At 62.8% G+C, this 20,416-nt stretch carries 21 protein-coding genes and 1 tRNA gene; 13 read left to right on the top strand and 9 right to left on the bottom strand.

The features are described from left to right. Window positions 1-73 precede the first annotated feature (73 nt). Together alaS and AC1Y2B_RS13030 are read left to right on the top strand one after the other, a co-directional pair. Complete coding sequence (alaS, locus tag AC1Y2B_RS13035; RefSeq protein WP_482253530.1) at window positions 74-2,728, top strand: alanine--tRNA ligase; 2,655 nt, start codon at window positions 74-76, stop codon at window positions 2,726-2,728. Further along, window positions 2,729-3,019, top strand: a complete 291-nt coding sequence (locus AC1Y2B_RS13030) for a DUF1330 domain-containing protein (RefSeq protein ID WP_482253529.1) — start codon at window positions 2,729-2,731, stop codon at window positions 3,017-3,019. Window positions 3,020-3,099: 80 nt separating this feature from the next. On the opposite strand, the gene typA is transcribed toward AC1Y2B_RS13030, so the two are convergent. The 8 genes from typA to AC1Y2B_RS12990 all read right to left on the bottom strand — a co-directional run bounded on the left by typA (window position 3,100) and on the right by AC1Y2B_RS12990 (window position 10,641). Then, complete coding sequence (typA, locus tag AC1Y2B_RS13025) at window positions 3,100-4,920, bottom strand: translational GTPase TypA (protein ID WP_482253584.1); 1,821 nt, start codon at window positions 4,918-4,920, stop codon at window positions 3,100-3,102. A gap of 95 nt (window positions 4,921-5,015) precedes the next feature. Then, on the bottom strand, window positions 5,016-5,834 hold the full coding sequence (locus AC1Y2B_RS13020) for a glycosyltransferase (RefSeq protein ID WP_482253528.1): 819 nt from the start codon (window positions 5,832-5,834) through the stop codon (window positions 5,016-5,018). Between the two features lie 14 nt (window positions 5,835-5,848). Continuing rightward, the gene (locus AC1Y2B_RS13015) at window positions 5,849-6,427 is read right to left on the bottom strand and encodes a hypothetical protein (protein WP_482253527.1); all 579 of its coding nucleotides are present in this window, start codon (window positions 6,425-6,427) and stop codon (window positions 5,849-5,851) included. A gap of 46 nt (window positions 6,428-6,473) precedes the next feature. Next, window positions 6,474-7,688, bottom strand: a complete 1,215-nt coding sequence (locus AC1Y2B_RS13010) for an NADP-dependent isocitrate dehydrogenase (protein ID WP_482253526.1) — start codon at window positions 7,686-7,688, stop codon at window positions 6,474-6,476. A gap of 126 nt (window positions 7,689-7,814) precedes the next feature. Next, window positions 7,815-8,921 carry a hypothetical protein gene (locus AC1Y2B_RS13005; protein ID WP_482253525.1) on the bottom strand — a complete coding sequence of 369 codons (1,107 nt, stop codon included), beginning with the start codon at window positions 8,919-8,921 and terminating at the stop codon, window positions 7,815-7,817. Between the two features lie 223 nt (window positions 8,922-9,144). Continuing rightward, window positions 9,145-9,729: an HD domain-containing protein gene (locus AC1Y2B_RS13000; RefSeq protein WP_482253524.1), complete on the bottom strand. Its 585-nt coding sequence runs from the start codon at window positions 9,727-9,729 to the stop codon at window positions 9,145-9,147. Between the two features lie 4 nt (window positions 9,730-9,733). After that, window positions 9,734-9,982: a hypothetical protein gene (locus tag AC1Y2B_RS12995; RefSeq protein ID WP_482253523.1), complete on the bottom strand. Its 249-nt coding sequence runs from the start codon at window positions 9,980-9,982 to the stop codon at window positions 9,734-9,736. Next, window positions 9,982-10,641, bottom strand: a complete 660-nt coding sequence (locus tag AC1Y2B_RS12990; RefSeq protein WP_482253522.1) for an alpha/beta hydrolase — start codon at window positions 10,639-10,641, stop codon at window positions 9,982-9,984. Before AC1Y2B_RS12990 ends, AC1Y2B_RS12995 begins: the two co-directional genes overlap by 1 nt. A 155-nt stretch (window positions 10,642-10,796) precedes the next feature. Between AC1Y2B_RS12990 and iscR the strand changes: the two genes are divergently transcribed. The 10 genes from iscR to AC1Y2B_RS12940 all read left to right on the top strand — a co-directional run bounded on the left by iscR (window position 10,797) and on the right by AC1Y2B_RS12940 (window position 19,555). Next, window positions 10,797-11,273, top strand: a complete 477-nt coding sequence (iscR, locus tag AC1Y2B_RS12985) for a Fe-S cluster assembly transcriptional regulator IscR (RefSeq protein WP_482253521.1) — start codon at window positions 10,797-10,799, stop codon at window positions 11,271-11,273. A 107-nt stretch (window positions 11,274-11,380) separates the two neighbouring features. Further along, the gene (locus tag AC1Y2B_RS12980) at window positions 11,381-12,424 is read left to right on the top strand and encodes a cysteine desulfurase family protein (protein ID WP_482253520.1); all 1,044 of its coding nucleotides are present in this window, start codon (window positions 11,381-11,383) and stop codon (window positions 12,422-12,424) included. Window positions 12,425-12,463: 39 nt separating this feature from the next. Beyond that, window positions 12,464-13,999: a Fe-S cluster assembly protein SufB gene (sufB, locus tag AC1Y2B_RS12975; RefSeq protein WP_482253519.1), complete on the top strand. Its 1,536-nt coding sequence runs from the start codon at window positions 12,464-12,466 to the stop codon at window positions 13,997-13,999. A 91-nt stretch (window positions 14,000-14,090) separates the two neighbouring features. Next, window positions 14,091-14,627: a hypothetical protein gene (locus AC1Y2B_RS12970; protein WP_482253518.1), complete on the top strand. Its 537-nt coding sequence runs from the start codon at window positions 14,091-14,093 to the stop codon at window positions 14,625-14,627. A 9-nt stretch (window positions 14,628-14,636) separates the two neighbouring features. Then, the gene (locus AC1Y2B_RS12965; RefSeq protein ID WP_482253517.1) at window positions 14,637-15,221 is read left to right on the top strand and encodes a hypothetical protein; all 585 of its coding nucleotides are present in this window, start codon (window positions 14,637-14,639) and stop codon (window positions 15,219-15,221) included. A gap of 16 nt (window positions 15,222-15,237) precedes the next feature. Continuing rightward, window positions 15,238-16,011 (top strand): Fe-S cluster assembly ATPase SufC, encoded by a 774-nt coding sequence (gene sufC, locus AC1Y2B_RS12960; protein WP_482253516.1) that lies wholly within the window; start codon window positions 15,238-15,240, stop codon window positions 16,009-16,011. Then, window positions 16,008-17,282, top strand: a complete 1,275-nt coding sequence (sufD, locus tag AC1Y2B_RS12955; RefSeq protein WP_482253515.1) for a Fe-S cluster assembly protein SufD — start codon at window positions 16,008-16,010, stop codon at window positions 17,280-17,282. The genes sufC and sufD overlap by 4 nt, the downstream gene beginning before the upstream one ends. Continuing rightward, window positions 17,282-17,761, top strand: coding sequence for a YIP1 family protein (locus AC1Y2B_RS12950; protein WP_482253514.1), 480 nt, complete (start codon window positions 17,282-17,284; stop codon window positions 17,759-17,761). Before sufD ends, AC1Y2B_RS12950 begins: the two co-directional genes overlap by 1 nt. Next, entirely contained in the window at window positions 17,758-18,345 is a 588-nt protein-coding gene (locus AC1Y2B_RS12945; protein WP_482253513.1) for a YIP1 family protein, read from the top strand. Before AC1Y2B_RS12950 ends, AC1Y2B_RS12945 begins: the two co-directional genes overlap by 4 nt. Next, window positions 18,338-19,555 carry a cysteine desulfurase gene (locus tag AC1Y2B_RS12940; RefSeq protein ID WP_482253512.1) on the top strand — a complete coding sequence of 406 codons (1,218 nt, stop codon included), beginning with the start codon at window positions 18,338-18,340 and terminating at the stop codon, window positions 19,553-19,555. The genes AC1Y2B_RS12945 and AC1Y2B_RS12940 overlap by 8 nt, the downstream gene beginning before the upstream one ends. Here AC1Y2B_RS12940 and AC1Y2B_RS12935 read toward each other — a convergent pair. After that, entirely contained in the window at window positions 19,552-20,277 is a 726-nt protein-coding gene (locus AC1Y2B_RS12935) for a hypothetical protein (protein WP_482253511.1), read from the bottom strand. The genes AC1Y2B_RS12940 and AC1Y2B_RS12935 overlap by 4 nt on opposite strands. 59 nt (window positions 20,278-20,336) lie before the next feature. Here AC1Y2B_RS12935 and AC1Y2B_RS12930 point away from each other — a divergent pair. Further along, a tRNA-Arg gene (locus AC1Y2B_RS12930) sits at window positions 20,337-20,413 on the top strand. The last annotated feature ends 3 nt before the right edge of the window (window positions 20,414-20,416 follow it).

Raw genomic sequence — 20,416 nt, 5'->3', positions numbered from 1 at the left:
TGGACAGCCGCGCCCCTTGGGGCTAAACGGGGGGCCGACCCCAAGTGCCTTTCGCAAAGGACCGCAGAGCCACATGCAATCGCTGAACGACATCCGCTCGACCTTCCTCGACTTCTTCGCCCGCAACGGCCACAAGGTTGTCGAAAGCTCCCCCCTTGTGCCGCGCAATGACCCGACGCTTATGTTCACCAACTCTGGCATGGTGCAGTTCAAGAACTGCTTCACCGGGGTGGAAACGCGGGACTACAAGCGCGCCACCACGGCGCAGAAATGCGTGCGTGCCGGCGGCAAGCACAATGACCTCGACAATGTGGGCTACACGGCGCGCCACCATACCTTCTTCGAAATGCTGGGGAATTTCAGTTTCGGCGACTACTTCAAGGAACAGGCGATCACCTTCGCCTGGGAGTTGCTGACCAAGGACTTCGGCCTGAACAAGGACAAGCTGTGCGTCACGGTCTACCACACCGATGACGAGGCGGCGGGCATCTGGAAGAAGGTGGCGGGGATTGCGGATCACAAGATCATTCGCATCGCGTCCGACGACAACTTCTGGCGCATGGGTCCGACGGGGCCTTGCGGGCCTTGCACGGAAATCTTCTACGACCATGGCGAGCATATCTGGGGCGGCCCTCCGGGCAGCGCCGAGCAGGATGGCGACCGTTTCATCGAAATCTGGAACAACGTCTTCATGCAGAACGAGCAGTTCGCCGATGGACGTCTGGTTCCGCTGGAGATGCAGTCGATCGACACCGGCATGGGGTTGGAGCGGATCGGCGCCCTGTTGCAGGGTAAGCATGACAACTACGACACCGACCTGATGCGCAGCCTGATCGAGGCCAGCGCCCATGCGACCAACTCTGACCCCGATGGGGCGGGCAAGGTGCATCACCGCGTGATCGCCGACCACCTGCGGTCGACCTCGTTCCTGATTGCCGATGGCGTGATGCCGTCGAACGAGGGCCGCGGCTATGTTCTGCGCCGCATCATGCGCCGCGCCATGCGCCACGCCCATATGCTGGGCGCACAGGATCCGGTGATGTTCCGTCTGGTCCCCGCGCTGGTCCGCCAGATGGGCGGTGCCTATCCGGAACTGACCCGCGCCCAAAGCCTGATCGAGGAGACCCTGCGGCTGGAGGAATCCCGGTTCCGCACCACGCTGGATCGCGGTCTGCGCTTGCTGGATGACGAACTGTCGCGCTTGCCCGACAATTCCGCGCTTCCCGGCGCTGCGGCCTTCAAGCTGTACGACACCTATGGCTTCCCGCTGGACCTGACGCAGGATGCCTTGCGCGAAAAAGGCCGCGAGGTGGATGTCCAGGGTTTTGAATCCGCGATGGACGAGCAGCGCAAGAAGGCCCGCGCCGCGTGGAGCGGTTCGGGCGATGCCAAGGATGCCAACATCTGGTACGAACTGGCCGAAGCGCATGGTGTGTCGGAATTCCTCGGGTACGACACCGAAAGTGCAGAAGGCCAGATCAACGCGCTGGTCCGCGACGGCGCGCAAATTGGCGCGGCAGAGGTCGGCAGCACCGTGCAGATCGTGGTCAACCAGACGCCGTTCTACGGCGAAAGCGGCGGTCAGGTCGGCGATCAAGGCTTCATCCGCACGCAGACCGGTCTGGCGGAGGTGACCGATACCAAGAAGGCGGCGGGGGTGTTCATCCATGTGGCCAAGGTTGTTGAGGGCTCGATCCTGAAGGGGCAACCTGCGAAACTTGACGTAAGTCACGGGCGGCGTTCGCAAATCCGCGCCAACCACTCGGCCACTCACCTGCTGCACGAAGCCCTGCGGCGCGCCTTGGGTGACCATGTGGCCCAACGCGGGTCCTTGAACGCGCCGGATCGGCTGCGCTTCGACTTCAGCCATGGCCAGGGCATGTCGGCCCAGGAACTCGCCACGGTCGAGGCGGAGGTGAACGCGTTCATCCGGCAGAACACGCCGGTTGAAACCCGGATCATGACACCCGACGCGGCGCGCGGTCTTGGCGCGCAGGCCCTGTTCGGCGAGAAATATGGCGAAGAGGTCCGCGTCGTGTCGATGGGCACGCTGGATGGCTCTGGCAAGGGGGCGGATGGCAAGACCTATTCGCTGGAACTGTGCGGCGGCACCCATGTGGCGCGCACCGGTGACATCGGGGCCTTCGTGGTGCTGTCGGAAAGCGCCTCCTCGGCGGGCGTGCGGCGGTTCGAGGCCTTGACGGGGCAAGCGGCGCTGGACCATCTGCGGGCGCAGGACGCCAAGCTGATGGACGTGGCGGGGATCCTGAAGGCCTCTCCGGCGGAACTGGCCGATCGGGTCAAGCAACTGGCCGACGAACGCCGCGCCTTGCAGAACGAAGTGGCGACGCTGCGTCGCGAAATGGCGATGGGCGGCAAGTCTGGCGGGCCAGAGGTCAAGGAAATCAACGGCGTGAAGCTGATTGCTCAGGTGCTTTCGGGCGTCTCGGGCAAGGATCTTCCGGCGCTGATTGACGAGTTGAAGGTCAAGCTTGGCTCTGGCGCGGTGGTGCTGATTGCCGACACCGGGGCGAAGCCCGCCGTGGCGGCGGGTGTCACGGCGGACCTCACTTCGCGGATCAGCGCCGTGACGCTGGCCAAGGCGGCGGTTGAAGCCTTGGGCGGCAAGGGCGGCGGTGGCCGTCCGGACATGGCGCAAGGCGGTGGCGCGGATATCGCGTTGGCCGATGCGGCACTGAAAGCGGTGGAAGCCGCGCTGGAGGCGTAAATGCCGAAGGCGCTGTGGATCGCCCATGTCACAGTCACCGATCCGGTGGCTTACGGCGAATATGCCAAGCGGGCCACGGTGGCGATTGCGGCGCATGACGGGGTCTTCCTCGCCCGCGCCGGTCGCTATGTGCAGCTGGAGGGCAAGGACCGGCCGCGCAATGTCGTGGCCCGGTTCCCCAGTCTTGAACGCGCGGTGGAGTGCTATCACTCGCCCGCGTATCAAGAGGCGCTCAGCTACGCAAAGGGCGCGGCAGAGCGTGAGTTGATGGTGGTCGAAGAAGCTGAATAGGTCGGATGGGCGGTGCCTCCATCCTCCCAAACGTCAACAGGCAAACAGAAAGGCCGCCCAACCGGGCGGCCTTTGTCATGTCAACCCTCTTTGCGGCTGTTCCGTTTGCGGTCGTTCGGGTCCAGGTAGCGCTTGCGCATCCGGATGTTCTTCGGTGTCACTTCGACCAGTTCATCGTCGTCGATATAGGCAATCGACTGTTCCAGTGACAGCTTGACCGGGGTGGTCAGGCGCACGGCCTCGTCTGTGCCGGACGCCCGGACGTTGGTCAACTGCTTGCCGCGCAGCGCGTTCACTTCCAGATCGTTATCGCGGTTATGCTCGCCGATGATCATGCCGCCGTAGATCTGTTCCTGCACGCCGATGAAGAAGTGGCCGCGGTCTTCCAGCTTCCACATCGCGTAAGCCACCGAAACCCCGGTTTCCATCGAGATCAGCACGCCCTGACGACGGCCTTCGATGGCCCCCTTGTGCGGGGTCCAGCCGTGGAACACGCGATTCAGCACGCCGGTGCCGCGGGTGTCGGTCATGAACTGGCCGTGATAGCCGATCAGACCGCGCGAGGGGACATGCGCGATGATCCGGGTCTTGCCGACGCCCGCCGGTTTCATTTCCACCAGATCGCCCTTGCGGGGACCGGTCAGCTTTTCGATCACGGGGCCGGTGTATTCGTCATCGACGTCGATTGTGACTTCCTCGACCGGTTCGTTGCGCACGCCGTCGATCTCTTGGAAGATCACGCGCGGACGCGAGATCGACAGTTCGAAGCCTTCACGGCGCATGTTTTCGATCAGCACGCCCATCTGCAATTCGCCACGGCCCGAAACCTCGAAGGCGTCGCCGCCGGGGGTGTCGGCAACCTTGATGGCCACGTTGATCTCGGCTTCCTTCATCAGGCGTTCGCGGATCACGCGGGACTGCACCTTGTTGCCATCTTTGCCGGCAAGGGGCGAGTCGTTGATGCCGAAGGTCACGGTGATGGTCGGCGGGTCAATCGGCTGGGAGGGCAGCGCCACGTCAATCGACGGATCGCACAGCGTATCGGCCACGGTGGCCTTGGTCATGCCGGCCACGGTAACGATGTCACCGGCCAAAGCCTCGTCCACCGCCGTCATGTTCAGGCCACGGAAGGCCAGAACCTTGGTGACGCGGAAGGCTTCGATGCGCTCGCCCGTGCGGGTCAAAGCTTTCAGCTGGGTGCCGACGGTCAGGCGACCGGCTTCGATGCGGCCGGTCAGGATGCGGCCGATGAACGGGTCAGCCGACAGGGTGGTTGCCAGCATCTGGAACGGCTCGTCCACACGGCTGATTTGCGCGGGCGCAGGCACGTGGCGGATGATCATGTCGAACAGCGCTTCAAGGTTCTTGCGCGGCCCGTCCAGGCTTTCGTCCGCCCAGCCATTGCGGCCCGAGGCGTAGATATGCGGGAAATCAAGCTGTTCGTCCGAAGCGCCAAGGTTGGCGAACAGGTCGAACACCTCGTTCAAGGCGCGTTCGGGTTCGGCGTCGGGCTTGTCGACCTTGTTCAGCACGACGATCGGGCGCAGGCCCAGACGCAGCGCCTTGGCCAGCACGAACTTGGTCTGCGGCATCGGGCCTTCGGCAGCATCGACCAACAGGCAAACGCCGTCGACCATCGACAGGATGCGTTCAACTTCGCCACCGAAGTCGGCGTGGCCGGGGGTGTCGACGATGTTGATCCGCACGCCAGAGTGTTCAACGGACGTACACTTGGCCAGAATCGTAATGCCGCGTTCACGTTCAATGTCATTGCTGTCCATCGCGCGTTCGGACACTTGCTGTCCCTCGCGGAAAGAGCCAGACTGTTTCAGAAGCTCATCAACGAGCGTGGTCTTGCCATGGTCGACGTGTGCGATAATGGCGATGTTGCGAAGCTCCATCGTGGGCATCTCTTTCAGGTTGGTCATAAGTTGCCCTGCCGATACAGGAGACATGCCCGATTTGCCAGTGCAATCGACAGGTCTGCAGCCGCTTGTCAGGCCTCTGCCTGAAGCGCACGCAGGTAACCGAATCGCGCAGACATCTCGGCATCGTCCAGACCCTCGGCCACGGGTTTCCACGCCTCGGTCTGGGCGACGCGGGAATCGTTGAAGCCGTGGACCGAGCGGACAAACATCAGGGCCTCGGCAATCGGCAGGCAGCCGGCTTTCTTGGGTGCGGCCAGATGGTCGATGGCAAGGATATTGGCCTGATCCGGGCTGTCGACCATGGTCAGGCCCAGATTGATATAGGGATAGCGGTGCTGGAACACCTGCGGGGTGCGGCTGGCTTCGGGAAAGACCAGACCATAGCCCCGGCTGAAGGACAGGAAACAGGGATAGCGCCCGGCGGCCAGCCGGCCCTCTGCTGCGGCCAGGGCCAGCTTTTCCGCCACCGTGGCGATGAAATCGCAGGATAGCCCGTCGTCGTCATCCAGCACGATCTGCACCACCGGGCCTTGGTACTTCCGGTGCTCCATGAACTCGCGCAGGAATTTGCGGGCCGGGCCGATGGGTTTGCGGGCAATGGTGTAGCGGTCTTCGGGGTAGGCGGCTTTCAGGATGGCGCGCAGCCGCTTCAGCGCCCAATCCGGCAGGCGGTCACTGGTCAGGATATAGTGGTGAAAGCTTTGGTCCGTTTGTGCCAGCAAAGAGGCCAGCGTGATGCGTTCAAACAGCCACAGCCGCATCTCCAGCCGGGTGGAGTCGAACAAGATGGCCTCGCGGTCCGCCTCAGGGATTTTCCAGCCAGAGTTTCCCAGAAAGGAAAACCGCGTGATGATCAGGTTGGGCAGGTTTCCGGGGTTGTTCGACACGCAGCGCTCCTTCGTCACGCCGCCCGGGTTTTGGCGAAAGCGGCGCAGTTGATCATCAAAAGCGAGACTAGCTCGATCATTCTGGCCAGCGCGAGGCCAAAAAGCGGCGAGCCGAGACCCGCTGCCATGTGGTGCAACGACAGGATGCGCAGGGCGACGTAGATCGTCAGCAGGCCAAGGCCCGCGATCAGCAGCCGGTTGCCGTGCCAGGCCCGGTTGGCCAGCCGCACGAGGGCCACCATGCCAAGCGCCATGGCCGCGAAGATCGCATAGCTGGCCAGCCGTTGCAGGCCGCGGCGTTGGTCATACCAGCCGTCGGCCCGCGCCATGCAGCGACCGGCATGGATCAGAAAGGTTTGCAAATCCAATTGCTTGTTGATGGCCAGCGCAACCAGACCGACGGCGGCAAGGCTCCACAGTCCGCGACCGGCGCGCGGGCTTGGGTGGCGCCACAGCTGTGCTGCGACATGACAGGTGATCAGGGCGGCGCTGGCGTACAGCAGCGTCAACAGGATGCCAAGCCCGTCAGGATCACCCCAGACCGGGTTCCAGGCTTGCGCTGCACAGGTCTGCAGCAGCGTCCAGCGATCCATGGCACCCTCAAACTCAAAGGGCGCCCCCGAAGGAGCGCCCCTGATGTCAGCCCACCAGGGCCTTGTTCAGATATTCGTCGACCTTTTCCAGATAGCCGATCGTGGTCAGCCATTTCTGATCCGGACCGACCAGCAGGGCCAGGTCCTTGGTCATCCAGCCGTCTTCGACCGCATCGACAGTGACCTTCTCCAGCGTCTGGGCAAAGCGCATCAGTTGCGCGTTGTCGTCCAGCTTGGCGCGGTGCTTCAACCCGCCGGTCCAGGCGAAGATGGATGCGACCGAGTTGGTCGAGGTCTGCTGACCCTTCTGGTGCTGGCGATAGTGGCGGGTCACGGTGCCGTGTGCCGCTTCCGCTTCCACAATCTTGCCATCGGGCGTCATCAGGACCGAGGTCATCAGGCCGAGTGAGCCGAAGCCCTGCGCCACGGTATCCGACTGCACATCGCCGTCGTAGTTCTTGCAGGCCCAGACATAACCGCCCGACCATTTCATCGCTGAAGCCACCATGTCGTCGATCAGGCGGTGTTCGTAATGGATGCCCGCGGCCTTGAACTTGTCTTCGAATTCTTCGGCATAGACCTTGGCGAACAGGTCCTTGAAGCGGCCGTCATAGGCTTTCAGGATCGTGTTCTTGGTCGACAGGTACACCGGCCAGCCCTTCAACAGGCCATAGTTCATCGAGGAGCGTGCAAAGTCGATGATGCTGTCATCAAGGTTGTACATGCCCATGTAGACGCCAGCGGAGGGTGCGGAATAGACCGCCTTTTCGATCACGGTGCCGTCGTCGCCCACGAACTTCATCGTCAGCTTGCCGGCCCCCGGAAAGTGGAAGTCGGTCGCGCGGTATTGGTCGCCAAAGGCATGGCGGCCGATGACGATCGGCTTGGTCCAGCCCGGCACCAGACGCGGCACGTTCTTGCAGATGATCGGCTCGCGGAAGATCACGCCGCCCAGGATGTTGCGGATCGTGCCGTTGGGCGACTTCCACATCTGCTTCAGGCCGAATTCTTCAACCCGCTGCTCGTCCGGGGTGATCGTCGCGCATTTGACGCCGACACCGTATTTCTTGATCGCTTCGGCGGAGTCGATGGTGATCTGGTCATTGGTGCGATCACGCTCCTCGATGCCGAGGTCGTAATACTTCAGATCAATGTCGAGGTAGGGAAGGATCAGCTTCTGCTTGATGAAATCCCAGATGATCCGGGTCATCTCATCGCCGTCGAGTTCGACGACGGGGTTGGCCACCTTGATCTTGGTCATGCGCGTGCCCCTTGGCTAATGCGGATTCGGCTTGGCTTGGCTTTAGTGCAAAACGGGCCGTTTGGAAAGACGGTATGCGATTGTATACCGCGTCCCGACGCCGCAGCGGCGCGGTTGGGACGCGCCCTAACTTTCAAACTCGAAATTGGCGATGAAGTCACGCAGCACGTCCGTCCGGGCGTGGTCGGGGGCGTCCTTGCGCAGGGCGTCAAGGGCGGCGTGCGCGGCCTCCATCTCGGGGATGTCGCGGCATTTTGCGGCACAGTCGAGGTCGGGGAAGAAACTGTCCAACCCCAATTGGGCGGACAAGGCGGCGTGGACCGGTTCAAAGGCGGCCAGCAGGGCGGCGCGGTGCGCGCTGCCGAACAGTTCGACATCGGCATTGCGCGGCAGGGCAATGCGGCCGGCGGCCTCTTGCACATAGGCCTGAAGGGCATTGCGGTGCTGGGGCAGGCGGATATTGCCCAGCCGCACAATCTCGGCCAAGGCGAAGGGGATCGAGGTGTTCAGGCGGTCTTCTTCGGCGGCGGGGACGTGGTCGATGCCGGCCTGGGCGAAGAAATCCACCACCGAACCGCCGGCCTTCAATACGTCATCATAGGTGCGCGCCACGATCCGCGCCGCCGGGAAGGTGCTGCGCCACTGTTCGACGATGCGGTCATAGCGGAAATGGACGTTGGGATAGTAAAGCTCGTAAGCGCCTTCGCGCAGCGGCTTGACCGTGGCACCGAACTTCAGCCGCTGCAGATGCCAGGACGACAGATAGTCGTCAATCCGCCGCAGGTTGAGGATGATGGTGCAGTCATAGGGGGCAAAGCGGAACGCCATGCGCGGCATGATCTTGCGGGCGCCCCGGTCGGCAAAGCGGGACATGACCTCCGAGCAGATCACCACATCCTTGGGCTGCAGGGCCATGATCTGCTGCTCGATCAGGTGCAGCATCTGAAAACCATGCGGCAGATTGGGATGCCAGGCCGGCACGGGGCCATCGGTGGCTTCGTGCAGCATCCGGAAGGCGAGGGCGTTGTGCGGTTCGCGCACGTTGAATTGGCCGATGTCGATCTTGGGGTTCTCTCCGCTCAGCGCGGCGGCGAGGTTGAGGGAAATGCCTTCTGATTCCACCGCCGGATAAAGAATGCCTTGCCGCAAAAGCGCCAGATAATTGTTGGCGAGGTAATTCTGCAGCGAGGTGGAACCGGTCTTGTGGTGACCGATGAAGAAGGAAACTTTCATGGGCGTCCTGTCAGGTCGTAACAATAGGTTAAGAAGATATCAGGGCAATTCTGGAGAAGAGCAATATCGCCCACCGCCAGACGGGCGAATTGCATTCTTCAGATGGTCTTGCAGGTGGCATATCCGCGCGATCCCTGTCTAGGGAATTGAGGTAAACAGATCCCTAAGAAAACCACGGTGCGATGCCGATTTGCCCCATGGTCTGCAAGATCGGGCAGCAGCCTCAGCCGAAATAGCTGCGTGTCTTGGCGCGCACCCAATCCCACAGACGCGGGGCGCCCCGGGCGATCTTGGAGCCGACCCTTTGATCCAGTTGATCCGAGGTGACGTTGTAGTCCACCCAGGTCCCACCGCCCGACATCAGGTTGGCCATCACGGGCTGCACCCGATCGAGCGATTTGGCAAAGACCGCGTCGGGGCTTTGCGCGGCTTCAAACTCTTGCCACAGCGCATGAAAGCTGTCGCCCAAATCCGGCGGCAGCAAGCCGAAAATCCGCTTGGCTGCCGCCGCCTCGGCGTCTTGTGTGGCGGTGGAGCCATGGGCCTGACCATTGGCCGAATGGATCGGCACGTCGCCCACGTCGATTTCCACCAGGTCGTGCAGGATCAGCATGCGGATCACGCGGTCAAGGTTGACCCCCGGTGCGGCCTGATCGGCCAGAACCATGGCGTAAAGCGCCAGATGCCACGAATGTTCGCCCGAATTCTCGCGGCGCGAACCGTCGACCAGCGTGGTGGCGCGCAAGACCTGCTTCAGGCGGTCGGCCTCGTTCAGGAAGGCGAATTGCGCGTCCAGCCGGTCGGTCACGCCATCACCCGCGGGGCGAGACGGGGGTCATGTCGCCACTGCGCCGCGCCTTCAGCGTGGCATCCAGAAAGCGGCGGGCGCGGGCATCGGCCATGCGGACGCGGTAGGCGGTGGTATAGGCCTCCAGCAGGGTGGGAGAGGCATCACCCACCACCTTGGCCACCTTGTCGAAGAACTTCTCATCGCCGATCTCTTCGGCGGCGGCGATCACGTCACGGGCGAGGGCGTCGCCCAATTCCTCGACGGCGGACATCAGCGGCTCACCTCTCCCAAGCGGCGTTTGACATAGGTCGAGACCGACTGGATCATCGGCTTCATATGGGCGACATCGTCCTTGAAGAAGTGATCTGCCCCTTCGATCACCTCATGGGTGATGGTGATGCCCTTCTGTTCGTGCAGCTTGTTGACCAGCGTCACGGTGTCCTTCGGCGGGGCGACCTTGTCGGCCGAACCGTTGATGATCAGACCCGACGCCGGGCAGGGCGCGAGGAAGGTGAAGTCGTAAAGGTTGGCCGGCGGGGCGACCGAGATGAAGCCGGTAATCTCGGGCCGGCGCATCAGCAGCTGCATGCCGATCCAGGCGCCGAACGAGAAGCCTGCCACCCAGCAATGCTTGGCGTTCTGGTTCATGCTTTGCAGGTAATCCAAGGCCGAGGCCGCATCCGACAACTCGCCAATGCCCAGATCATATTCGCCCTGGCTTCGCCCGACGCCCCTGAAGTTGAAGCGAAGCACCGAGAAGCCCAGATTGTAGAAGGCGTAGTGCAGGTTGTAGACCACCTTGTTGTTCATCGTGCCCCCGTAATTCGGGTGCGGATGCAAAACGATGGCGATCGGCGCGTCGCGGTCCTTTTGCGGGTGGTAGCGGCCTTCAAGACGCCCCTCGGGGCCTGCGAAAATCACTTCGGGCATTGTCCAACGTCCAGTCTTCGGGCCTGCGTCCCTGTCCGATTGTTGACAAAATCGGTCAGATAACTTAGAACCATTCCAAAGACGGCCCAGTGCCGCCTTATGTCCGGGTTTCAGGTAATGGCCGGGGCGGCTCACGTCAATGGGAATGCAAACATATGAAGCTGTCCACCAAAGGCCGTTATGCGATGGTGGCTTTGGCCGATCTGGCTTTGGCCGAGGCAAAGCCGGTGAAGGGCGAGGAATTGATGTCACTGGCCGAGATTGCCAAGCGACAGGACATCTCGTTGCCCTATTTGGAACAGTTGTTCGTCAAGCTGCGCCGGGCCGGGCTGGTGGAGGCGGTGCGCGGGCCGGGCGGCGGCTACAAGCTGGCCAAGGTGCCGGCGGAAATCCGGGTGAGCGAGATCCTGACGGCGGTGGAAGAGAATGTCGACGCGCTGCACACCGGGGCAGGGGCGAGCGGCGGGGTGTCGGGCACCAAGGCACAAAGCCTGACCAATCGCCTCTGGGAGGGGCTTTCGGCGCATGTCTATGTCTTCCTGCACCAGACACGGCTGTCGGACGTGATCCGGAATGAGATGCAGCCCTGTCCGGCGGTTCCGGCACTTTTTGCCGTCGTCGACGAGGACTGAAACCCGATTTTTCGACGAAAAATCCGGGGGGTGGCGCTCCCGGTGCGACAAGGCCGGGGGGCTTTCAGCCCCCCTGGACCCCCCCGAGGATATTTGGGCCTGGATGAATGGGTAAGAGAATCTACTTCGATTGGAACGCCACGACGCCGCTGCGGGCTCAGGCGCGGGCGGCGATGATTGCGGCGATGGATGTGGTGGGCAATCCTTCCTCGGTGCATGGCGAGGGGCGGGCGGCCAAGGCTTTGATGGAGCGGGCAAGGGCGCAGGTTTCGGCGGCTTTGGGGGCCGATGGGGCGGATATCGTGTTCACCTCGGGTGCGACTGAGGCGGCGGCGATGGCTTGCGCGGGGCGGGGGCTGCATTGTGCGGGGGTGGAGCATGATGCGGTGGCGGCCTGGTGTGTGGGGGACTTGGCGGTTGAGGGTTCGGGGCGGGTTCTGGTGCCGGAGCCTGCAAGGGCTGCGGTGCAACTGGCCAATTCCGAGACCGGGGTGATGCAGGACCTGCCGGAGGGGCTGGCAGTGTCTGACCTAACGCAGGCCTTTGGCAAGGTGCCCTTGGCGTTCAACTGGCTGGGCTGCCAGATGGGCCTCGTGTCGGCACACAAGCTGGGCGGGCCGAAGGGGATAGGCGCCTTGGTGTTGCGGCGAGGCCTCGATTTTGACCCGGTGCTGAAAGGCGGCGGGCAGGAGATGGGGCGGCGGGCTGGCACCGAGAACCTGATCGGCATGGCGGGATTTGGGGCTGCGGCGGAGGCTGCGGCGCGGGATTTGGCCGATGGGGTCTGGGACCGGGTCCGTGAACTTAGAAATACTCTAAATCAGGCGTTGTCCTCGCTGGGATTTAATACTATTTCTGTCGGGAATAGCGCGCGAACGCTGCCGAACACCTTGTGCCTGATTGCGCCCCATTGGAAAGGGGAAACGCAGGTCATGGCGATGGATCTTGCTGGCTTTGCCGTCTCGGCAGGGTCGGCCTGTTCCTCGGGCAAGGTGAAGGCCAGCCGCACGTTGAAGGCGATGGGGTTTGACGAGGGTTTGGCGGGGCAGGCGATACGCATCTCGCTGGGGCCGGACAACACGGAAGACGAGGTTCTGCGCTTTGTCGAAGTGTGGGCCCGGGAATATCGGCGCATCCTGTCGCGTCTCTGAGGAACGGCTGGCAAAGCCCTGAAGGTGAAGGATAAGATCATGGGCGATATCGAATTGGAAGCTCCGGTTCTGGAAGCCCCGGCTCTTGAAGTTCGGGATGGCGTGGACCGTGAAACGATCGAAACCGTCGCCTCGATGGGCGCCTACAAATACGGCTGGGCGACCGAGATCGAGACCGACTATGCGCCCAAGGGCCTGTCGGAAGAGATCGTCCGGCTGATTTCCTCGAAGAACGGTGAGCCGGAATGGCTGCTGGAGTGGCGTCTGGCCGCCTATCGGCGCTGGCTGGGCATGGAAGAGCCGCATTGGGCGATGCTGCACTATCCGGTGATCGACTATCAGGACCAGTACTACTACGCGACGCCCAAGAGCATGGCCGTCAAGCCCAAGTCACTGGAAGAGGTCGACCCCAAGCTGTTGGCCACCTACAAGAAGCTGGGCATCCCCTTGAAAGAGCAGGCTTTGCTGGCCGGCGTCGAGGCGCCGGAAGGCGAACGGCGCGTGGCGGTGGATGCGGTGTTTGACAGCGTTTCGGTGGGCACGACCTTCAAGGCGGAACTGGCCAAGGCGGGGGTGATCTTCTGCTCGATCAGTGAAGCCGTGAAGGAACATCCGGAGCTGGTGCGCAAGTATCTGGGCTCGGTTGTTCCCCCCACGGACAACTTCTTTGCGACGCTGAATTCGGCGGTCTTTTCGGATGGGTCCTTCGTCTACATCCCTCCGGGCACCCGCTGCCCGATGGAACTGTCGACCTATTTCCGCATCAATGCGGAAAACACCGGGCAGTTCGAACGCACGCTGATCATCTGCGACCGGGGGGCCTATGTCTCCTACTTGGAAGGCTGCACGGCACCCAAGCGCGACACGCACCAACTCCATGCCGCTGTCGTCGAACTGGTCATTCTGGAGGATGCAGAGGTCAAATACTCGACCGTGCAAAACTGGTATCCGGGCGATGAGAACGGCAAGGGCGGCATCTACAACTTCGTCACCAAGCGGGCGGACTGCCGCGAGGCGCGGGCCAAGGTGATGTGGACGCAGGTGGAAACCGGAAGCGCCATCACGTGGAAATATCCGTCCTGCATCCTGCGCGGGGATGACTCCCAAGGTGAGTTCTATTCCATCGCCATCGCCAACAATGCCCAGCAGGCTGATACCGGCACCAAGATGATCCATCTGGGCAAGCGGACCAAGTCCCGCATCGTATCCAAGGGTATCAGCGCGGGCCGGGCGCAGAACACCTATCGCGGGCTGGTCTCGATGCACCCCAAGGCCACTGACAGCCGCAACTACACGCAATGCGACAGCCTGCTGATCGGCGACAAGTGCGGTGCACATACTGTGCCTTATATCGAGGTGAAGAACTCTTCTTCCCGCGTCGAGCATGAGGCCACCACCTCGAAAGTCGATGAGGATCAACTGTTCTACTGCCGCTCGCGCGGGATGGACGAAGAAGAAGCGGTGGCGCTGGTCGTCAACGGCTTCTGCCGCGAGGTGCTGCAAGCCCTGCCGATGGAATTCGCGATGGAGGCGCAATCGCTGGTCGCCATCTCTCTCGAAGGCTCCGTGGGTTAAGTTTTGCGCAAATTGTTGCCATATCATCCTCAATTCCGCCGGATTTCTGCGACACTGCGGGTCGCAGAGGCCTTGGTGGGACCTGAGGGGCATGACGTCCGATTCGGAGCAACAGCGCGAGTTTCAGATGCGCCTGCAGCGCATTGCGAAACGGGGCACGACCCAGACCGTCTTTGTGGGCGAGGACGAGGTCTATCAGCTGCCGCGCCGCGACTGGAAGGCCAAGCGCAGCGGGATGCTGGGCGTTCTGGGCAATGCCTTCTATCCGGTCTCGATGATCTTGGCGGTGGCGATCGGCATTCTGGGCCATGCGGTAGGCATGCTGCTGCGCTTTTATGTGCACGCGCTGAAAGGCTGGTCGGACAAGCCCGATATCGACATGCTGGCGCAACTGTTCATCGGATTTGGCATCGCGATGATCGTGGGCTATCTGATCGGACTGCGTTCGGGCACGCACACGCCGCTGAAGCTGACAGGTGCGGCCTTGGGCGTCTTGTTCTTCCACAACGCCGTGCATCTCTATCCAGCCATCTTCGCCAAACTGACGTCAGAACTGTGGGTCAGCCACATACTGGGGGCCACCAAGGCGCATTCGCTGTTGTGGATGGGGATCAGCTTCCCGCTGTAGGGGGCCGTCATGGCTGAGGCCCCCCGCCTGACCATGCCCGACGCCGAGGCTGAGCTGCTGAGGGCGACCTATGCGGGCGCGGGCGTCATTCTGGAATATGGCGCCGGGGGTTCGACACTGGTGGCGGCAGAAGCGGCGTCTGCGGCCGTCATCTGCGTGGAAAGCGACCGGGCCTGGTTGTTGCGGATGCGCGACTGGTTCAAGGACAACCCGGCCCCGGTGCCCGTCACCCTGCATCATGGCAACATCGGCCCGACCAAGAAATGGGGCTTTCCGGCCAACACCCAGAAGGCCGGGCGCTGGTCTGGCTATGCGCTGTCGGTCTGGGACCGTTCGGATTTCCAGCATCCCGATGTGGTGCTGGTCGATGGCCGCTTTCGGCTGGCCTGCCTGCTGACCACGCTGTTGCGCATCACTCGCCCGGTGCGGGTGCTGTGCGACGATTATCTGGACCGTGCGGACTATCACCGGATTGAACCTCTGGTCGGCCCGCCTGTCATGACCGGCCGGATGGCGGCCTTCACCTTCACCCCGCACAGTTTCCCGGTGGCGCAGATGGGCTGGATCATCGCAGCCTTTGCCGACCCGACCTGAGACCAAGGACAAAAAGATGCTTGAAATCAACAACCTGCACGTGAAACTTGAGGACGAGGACAAACAGATCCTCAAGGGTGTCACCCTGTCCGTCGGCGCGGGAGAGGTGCATGCCATCATGGGGCCGAACGGCTCTGGCAAATCGACGCTGTCTTACGTGCTGTCGGGCCGGGACGGTTATCAGGTGACCGAGGGCACCGCCGCGCTGGAAGGTGAAGACCTTCTGGCGATGGAACCCGAGGTGCGCGCCGCGCATGGCCTGTTCCTGGCGTTCCAATACCCGGTGGAAATCCCCGGCGTGGGCAACATGACCTTCCTGCGCACCGCGCTGAACGCGCAACGCAAGACGCGCGGCGAGGCCGAGGTTTCGGCTGGTGATTTCCTGAAACTGGTGCGCGAAAAGGCCAAAAGCCTGAAGATCGACGCTGACATGCTGAAGCGCCCGGTCAACGTGGGCTTCTCGGGCGGTGAGAAGAAGCGCAATGAAATCCTGCAGATGGCCATCCTGGAACCCAAGATGTGCATCCTGGACGAGACGGATTCGGGCCTGGACGTCGATGCCATGAAGCTGGTGTCCGAAGGGGTCAACGCCCTGCGGTCCGAGGGGCGGTCGTTCCTTGTGATCACCCACTACCAGCGCCTGCTGGACCATATCAAACCCGATGTCGTCCACATCATGGCCGCTGGCCGCATCATCAAGACCGGCGGCCCGGAACTGGCGTTGGAGGTGGAACACAACGGCTATGCCGACATCCTCGCCGCCCACAATCTGGCCGAGGTCAAGGGATGAGCGCGGTTTCCCCCAAGGGCGCCGCTTTGGCGCTGCGGTTGGCGGACCTGAGCGTGCCGCAGGGTCTGGCGGCGGCGCGGACCTCGGCTGCGGCCCGGCTGGCTGCGATGGGCCTGCCCACCAAGCGCGACGAATACTGGCGCTACACCGATCCGGCACCGCTGACCGTCGCCCAACCGCTGCCGGCGGCGCTGTTTGACAACGCCGATGAACTGCCGCTGTTTCACGGCGTCGATCGCCTGAAGCTGGTCTTCGTGGACGGCGTCTTTGATACGGCCGCTTCTGATGACCTGACGCTGGCCGGGGTCGAAATCACCCAACTGGCCCAGGCCCCCGCCGGTCATTGGGCCGAGACCGCTTATGGCACGCTGGAAGCCGCTGGCCAAAGCCCGGTCGCCCGGCCCTTGGCGGCGTTCAATTCCGTTTACGCCCGGGATGGACTGCTGATCCATGTGACGGGCCGGGCCGCCAAGCCTATTTCTGTGATTTATCTGCGTACATCAGACACTTCTGACGCGATCCTGCATCACTTTGTGAAGCTTGCCCCGGGCGCTGAACTGACCCTGCTTGAAAACGGCCCTGCCGCCTCCCGCCTCAACGCGGTGCTGGAGGTTGAGGTTGCCGATGGCGCGCAGTTCCACCACATCCGCGCCCAAGGCCGCGATCCCGAACGCCGTGCCGTCAGTCATGTCTTTGCGCGGCTGGGGGCAAAGTCGCTGTTCAAATCCTTCACCCTGACCGCCAATGGTGTCCTGACCCGCAACGAGGCGGTGATCGACTTCACCGGCGAAGCGGCCAAGGCCCATGTCGCCGGCGCCGCGATGGGCGACGGGGCCTTCCACCACGATGACACCGTGTTCATCACGCATGGGGCAGAGGGTTGTGAAAGCCGTCAGGTCTTCAAGAAGGTGCTGAAGCACGGCGCGGTCGGCGTCTTCCAAGGCAAGATCCTTGTGAAGCAAGGCGCGCAAAAGACGGACGGCTATCAGATTTCCCAAGCCTTGCTGCTGGATGACGACAGCCAGTTCCTTGCCAAGCCCGAACTTGAGATCTACGCCGACGATGTGAAATGTTCGCACGGCTCGACCTCGGGGGCGATTGATGAAACCGCCTTGTTCTACCTGCGGTCGCGTGGCGTTCCCAAGCGGCAGGCGCAAAGTCTGCTGATCCTGGCCTTCCTGGCCGACACGATTGCGGAAATCGACGACGCGGCGATTGCCGAGGATATCCGCGAACGGCTGGAAGGCTGGCTGCACAGGCATGAAGACTGATGGCCCTGACCGCTGACATCGTCGCAAGCTGGCGGCACCCGGCCCGCGTGATCCGCCGCCTGCGCGGCGCGGGCAAGTCCGAGCCGTTTGTCTTCACCTTCCTGTTCGTCTTTCTGCTTTTGGCCTTTGTCGCCAACGCGCCCTATGTCTCGCGTCAGGCGACGCTGAACCCCGAGGTGGTCTTGCTGCCAAGCCTGTTCGGATCAGCGCTTGGGCTTTTGGCAACGATCCCGCTGTTCTATCTGCTGGCCGCCTTGGGCCATCTGGTGGCGCGGCTGATGGGGGGCACGGGCAGCTATTATGACGGTCGGCTGGCGCTGTTCTGGGCCTTGGTCTGCATAGCGCCGGCGGTTCTGCTGTTGGGGTTGGTGCGGTCGCTCCTGGGGGACGGGCCTGCCGTCACCGGCATTGGCATGGCGATTTTCTTTGGGTTCATGGTGCTTTACAGCGTGATGTTGAGAGAGGTGGAAGGTCAATGAACCTGTCTCCGAAAGCCCTGCTTCTGGCGGCCCGCGACACGCTGGCCAATCCCGCTGCCGCCGCCCGGCAGGTGATGGTCTTGCGGCTGACCTCGTCAGAGGCGGTGATGGCGCTGGCCTTGACCGCCGCTGTCGCCACGCTGCTGACGGCCGTGATGCAGGGCTTTCTGGGCCCGGGGGGCGACCCCGCCATGCAACAGCTGTTCGACCGGCCCTTTGTAGTTGCCGCGAGCCAGTTCAGCCTGATGCTGGTGGGTGCGTTTCTGATGTGGCGGGTTGGCAAGGCCTTCGGCGGCACCGGCAGCTTTGCCCAAGCCCTGTCGCTTGTGGCCTGGCTGGAGGTGGTGTTGATCCTGCTGCAGATGGCCGAGGTTCTGGTTCTGTTGGCCTTGCCGATGTTCTCGCTGCCGGTCCGCGCCGCCTCGCTGTTCGCGTTCTTCTACCTGCTGACGCATTTCACGGCGGCGCTGAACGGCTATACCTCGCTGACCAAGACCTTCTTCGGCATCCTTGGCACCTCGATCCTTCTGCTGCTGGTCAGCAGCTTCGTTCTCATGTTCATCATTCCGGTGCCCAATGTTTGACATCAACGCGATCCGTGCCGACTTCCCGATCCTGAGCCGTCAGGTGAACGGCAAGCCTTTGGTCTATCTGGACAACGGGGCTTCGGCGCAAAAGCCGCAGGTGGTGATTGATGCGATGACGCGGGCGTATTCCCACGAATACGCCAATGTTCACCGCGGTTTGCACTACCTGTCCAACCTTGCGACGGAACATTACGAGGGGGTGCGTGGCAAGATCGCCCGCTTCCTGAACGCCGCTGAGGAGGAGGTTGTCTTCACCACCGGTGCCACCGAGGGCATCAACCTTGTCTCTTACGGCTGGGCTGCCCCTCGGTTCCAGGCCGGGGACGAGATCGTGCTGTCGATCATGGAACATCACGCCAATATCGTGCCCTGGCATTTCCTGCGCGAACGGCAGGGCGTGGTGCTGAAATGGGTGGATTGTGACCAGAACGGCGATCTTGACCCGCAAGCGGTGCTGGATGCCATAGGTCCGCGCACCAGACTGGTCGCCGTGACCCACATGTCGAACGTGCTTGGCACCGTCGTCGATGTGGCCGCGATCTGCAAGGGTGCGCAAGAGAAGGGCGTGCCGGTGCTGGTCGATGGCTCGCAAGCCGCCGTGCATATGCCGGTGGACGTCAAGGCCTTGGGCTGTGACTTCTACGCCATCACCGGACATAAGCTTTACGGTCCAAGCGGTTCCGGGGCGATCTTCATCAAGGCGGATCGACAGGCCGAAATGCGCCCCTTCCTGGGGGGCGGCGACATGATCCGCGAGGTCAGCCGCGATGCGATCACCTGGAACGACCCGCCGATGAAGTTTGAAGCGGGCACCCCCGGCATCGTGCAGCAGATCGGATTGGGCGTGGCGCTGGATTACATGACCGGGCTTGGCATGCACAACATCGCCGCCCACGAACGCCAATTGCGCGACTGTGCGCAAAGCAAGATCAACGGTCTGAACTGGTTGCAGGTGCAGGGCAATTCGGCCAGCAAGGGGGCGATCTTCTCGTTCACGCTGGAGGGGGCGGCCCATGCGCATGACATCTCGACCGTGCTGGACAAGCGTGGCATCGCGGTGCGCGCCGGAACCCACTGCGCCATGCCCCTGATGGCGCATATGGGGGTCTCGGCCACCTGCCGCGCCTCCTTCGGGCTGTACAATACGGAAGGTGAGGTCGATGCGCTGATCTCGGCCCTTGAACTCTGCCGCGATCTGTTCGGCTAGGGCACGTCGCAGGCGATATAGGCGCAGGGCGGAAACGCGTTTGGCCCTGCGATGCGCAACGGGATCAGAATGGCCATCGGCGGCAGGGACAGCGCGAAAGCCAGCGCCCAGACGAAAGCCAGCCGCAGGGGCAGGGGCCAATGCCACAGAGGTTCGGGCGGTGGCATGACACTGATCTGGGCCGGCCACAGGATCAGGCTGTAGACCATCATCGTTGGCAGGATCAGCACTCCGCCCATCACCGGCTGCACCAGAACCCAGCGGTAGGCGCCTTCGGCATAAAGCCCCCAGCCGCCGGCGATCAGGAACAGATCGGTCCGCGCCATGGCCAACCGGCCCCGCGCCAAGGCAAGGCTGCAGATCAGGCCGGAGAAGGCGAACAGATTGAAACGGATGAACTGCGCCACCCGCACCCCCACCGCAGCGCCGTCGGACAGGGCGTAAAGCGTGCCGACCAAGGCCTCCTCCGCCATGACCGCCAGATAGCCCAGCACCACCATCCGCAGCAGCCCCGGCAGGGGCAGGAGTCGCAGCGCCGCCGCCAAAGGCAGGCGCCAGCGCCACGCCGCCGCCGCGATCCCCAGCATCAGCATATGATAAAGCCCCTGGCCCTGCCCGGTGAGCATCACCATCGCCGTGGTGAACACCACGGTCGAGATCGCCACTGGCCCGATCACCCGTCGTGGCACGATGTCAAACAGATCAGAGCCTTGCATTGCCATCGCTTTTCCCGCGTGTTTCGCGTTGCACGGTCGCGCGGGGCAGGGTATAGCACGCGCAGGCACCCATAGCTCAGCTGGATAGAGTGTTGCCCTCCGAAGGCAAAGGTCGCACGTTCGAATCGTGCTGGGTGCACCAAAA

It is taken from the genome of Stagnihabitans sp., assembly GCF_964946895.1.
This window is presented reverse-complemented; position numbering and strand designations above follow the sequence as displayed.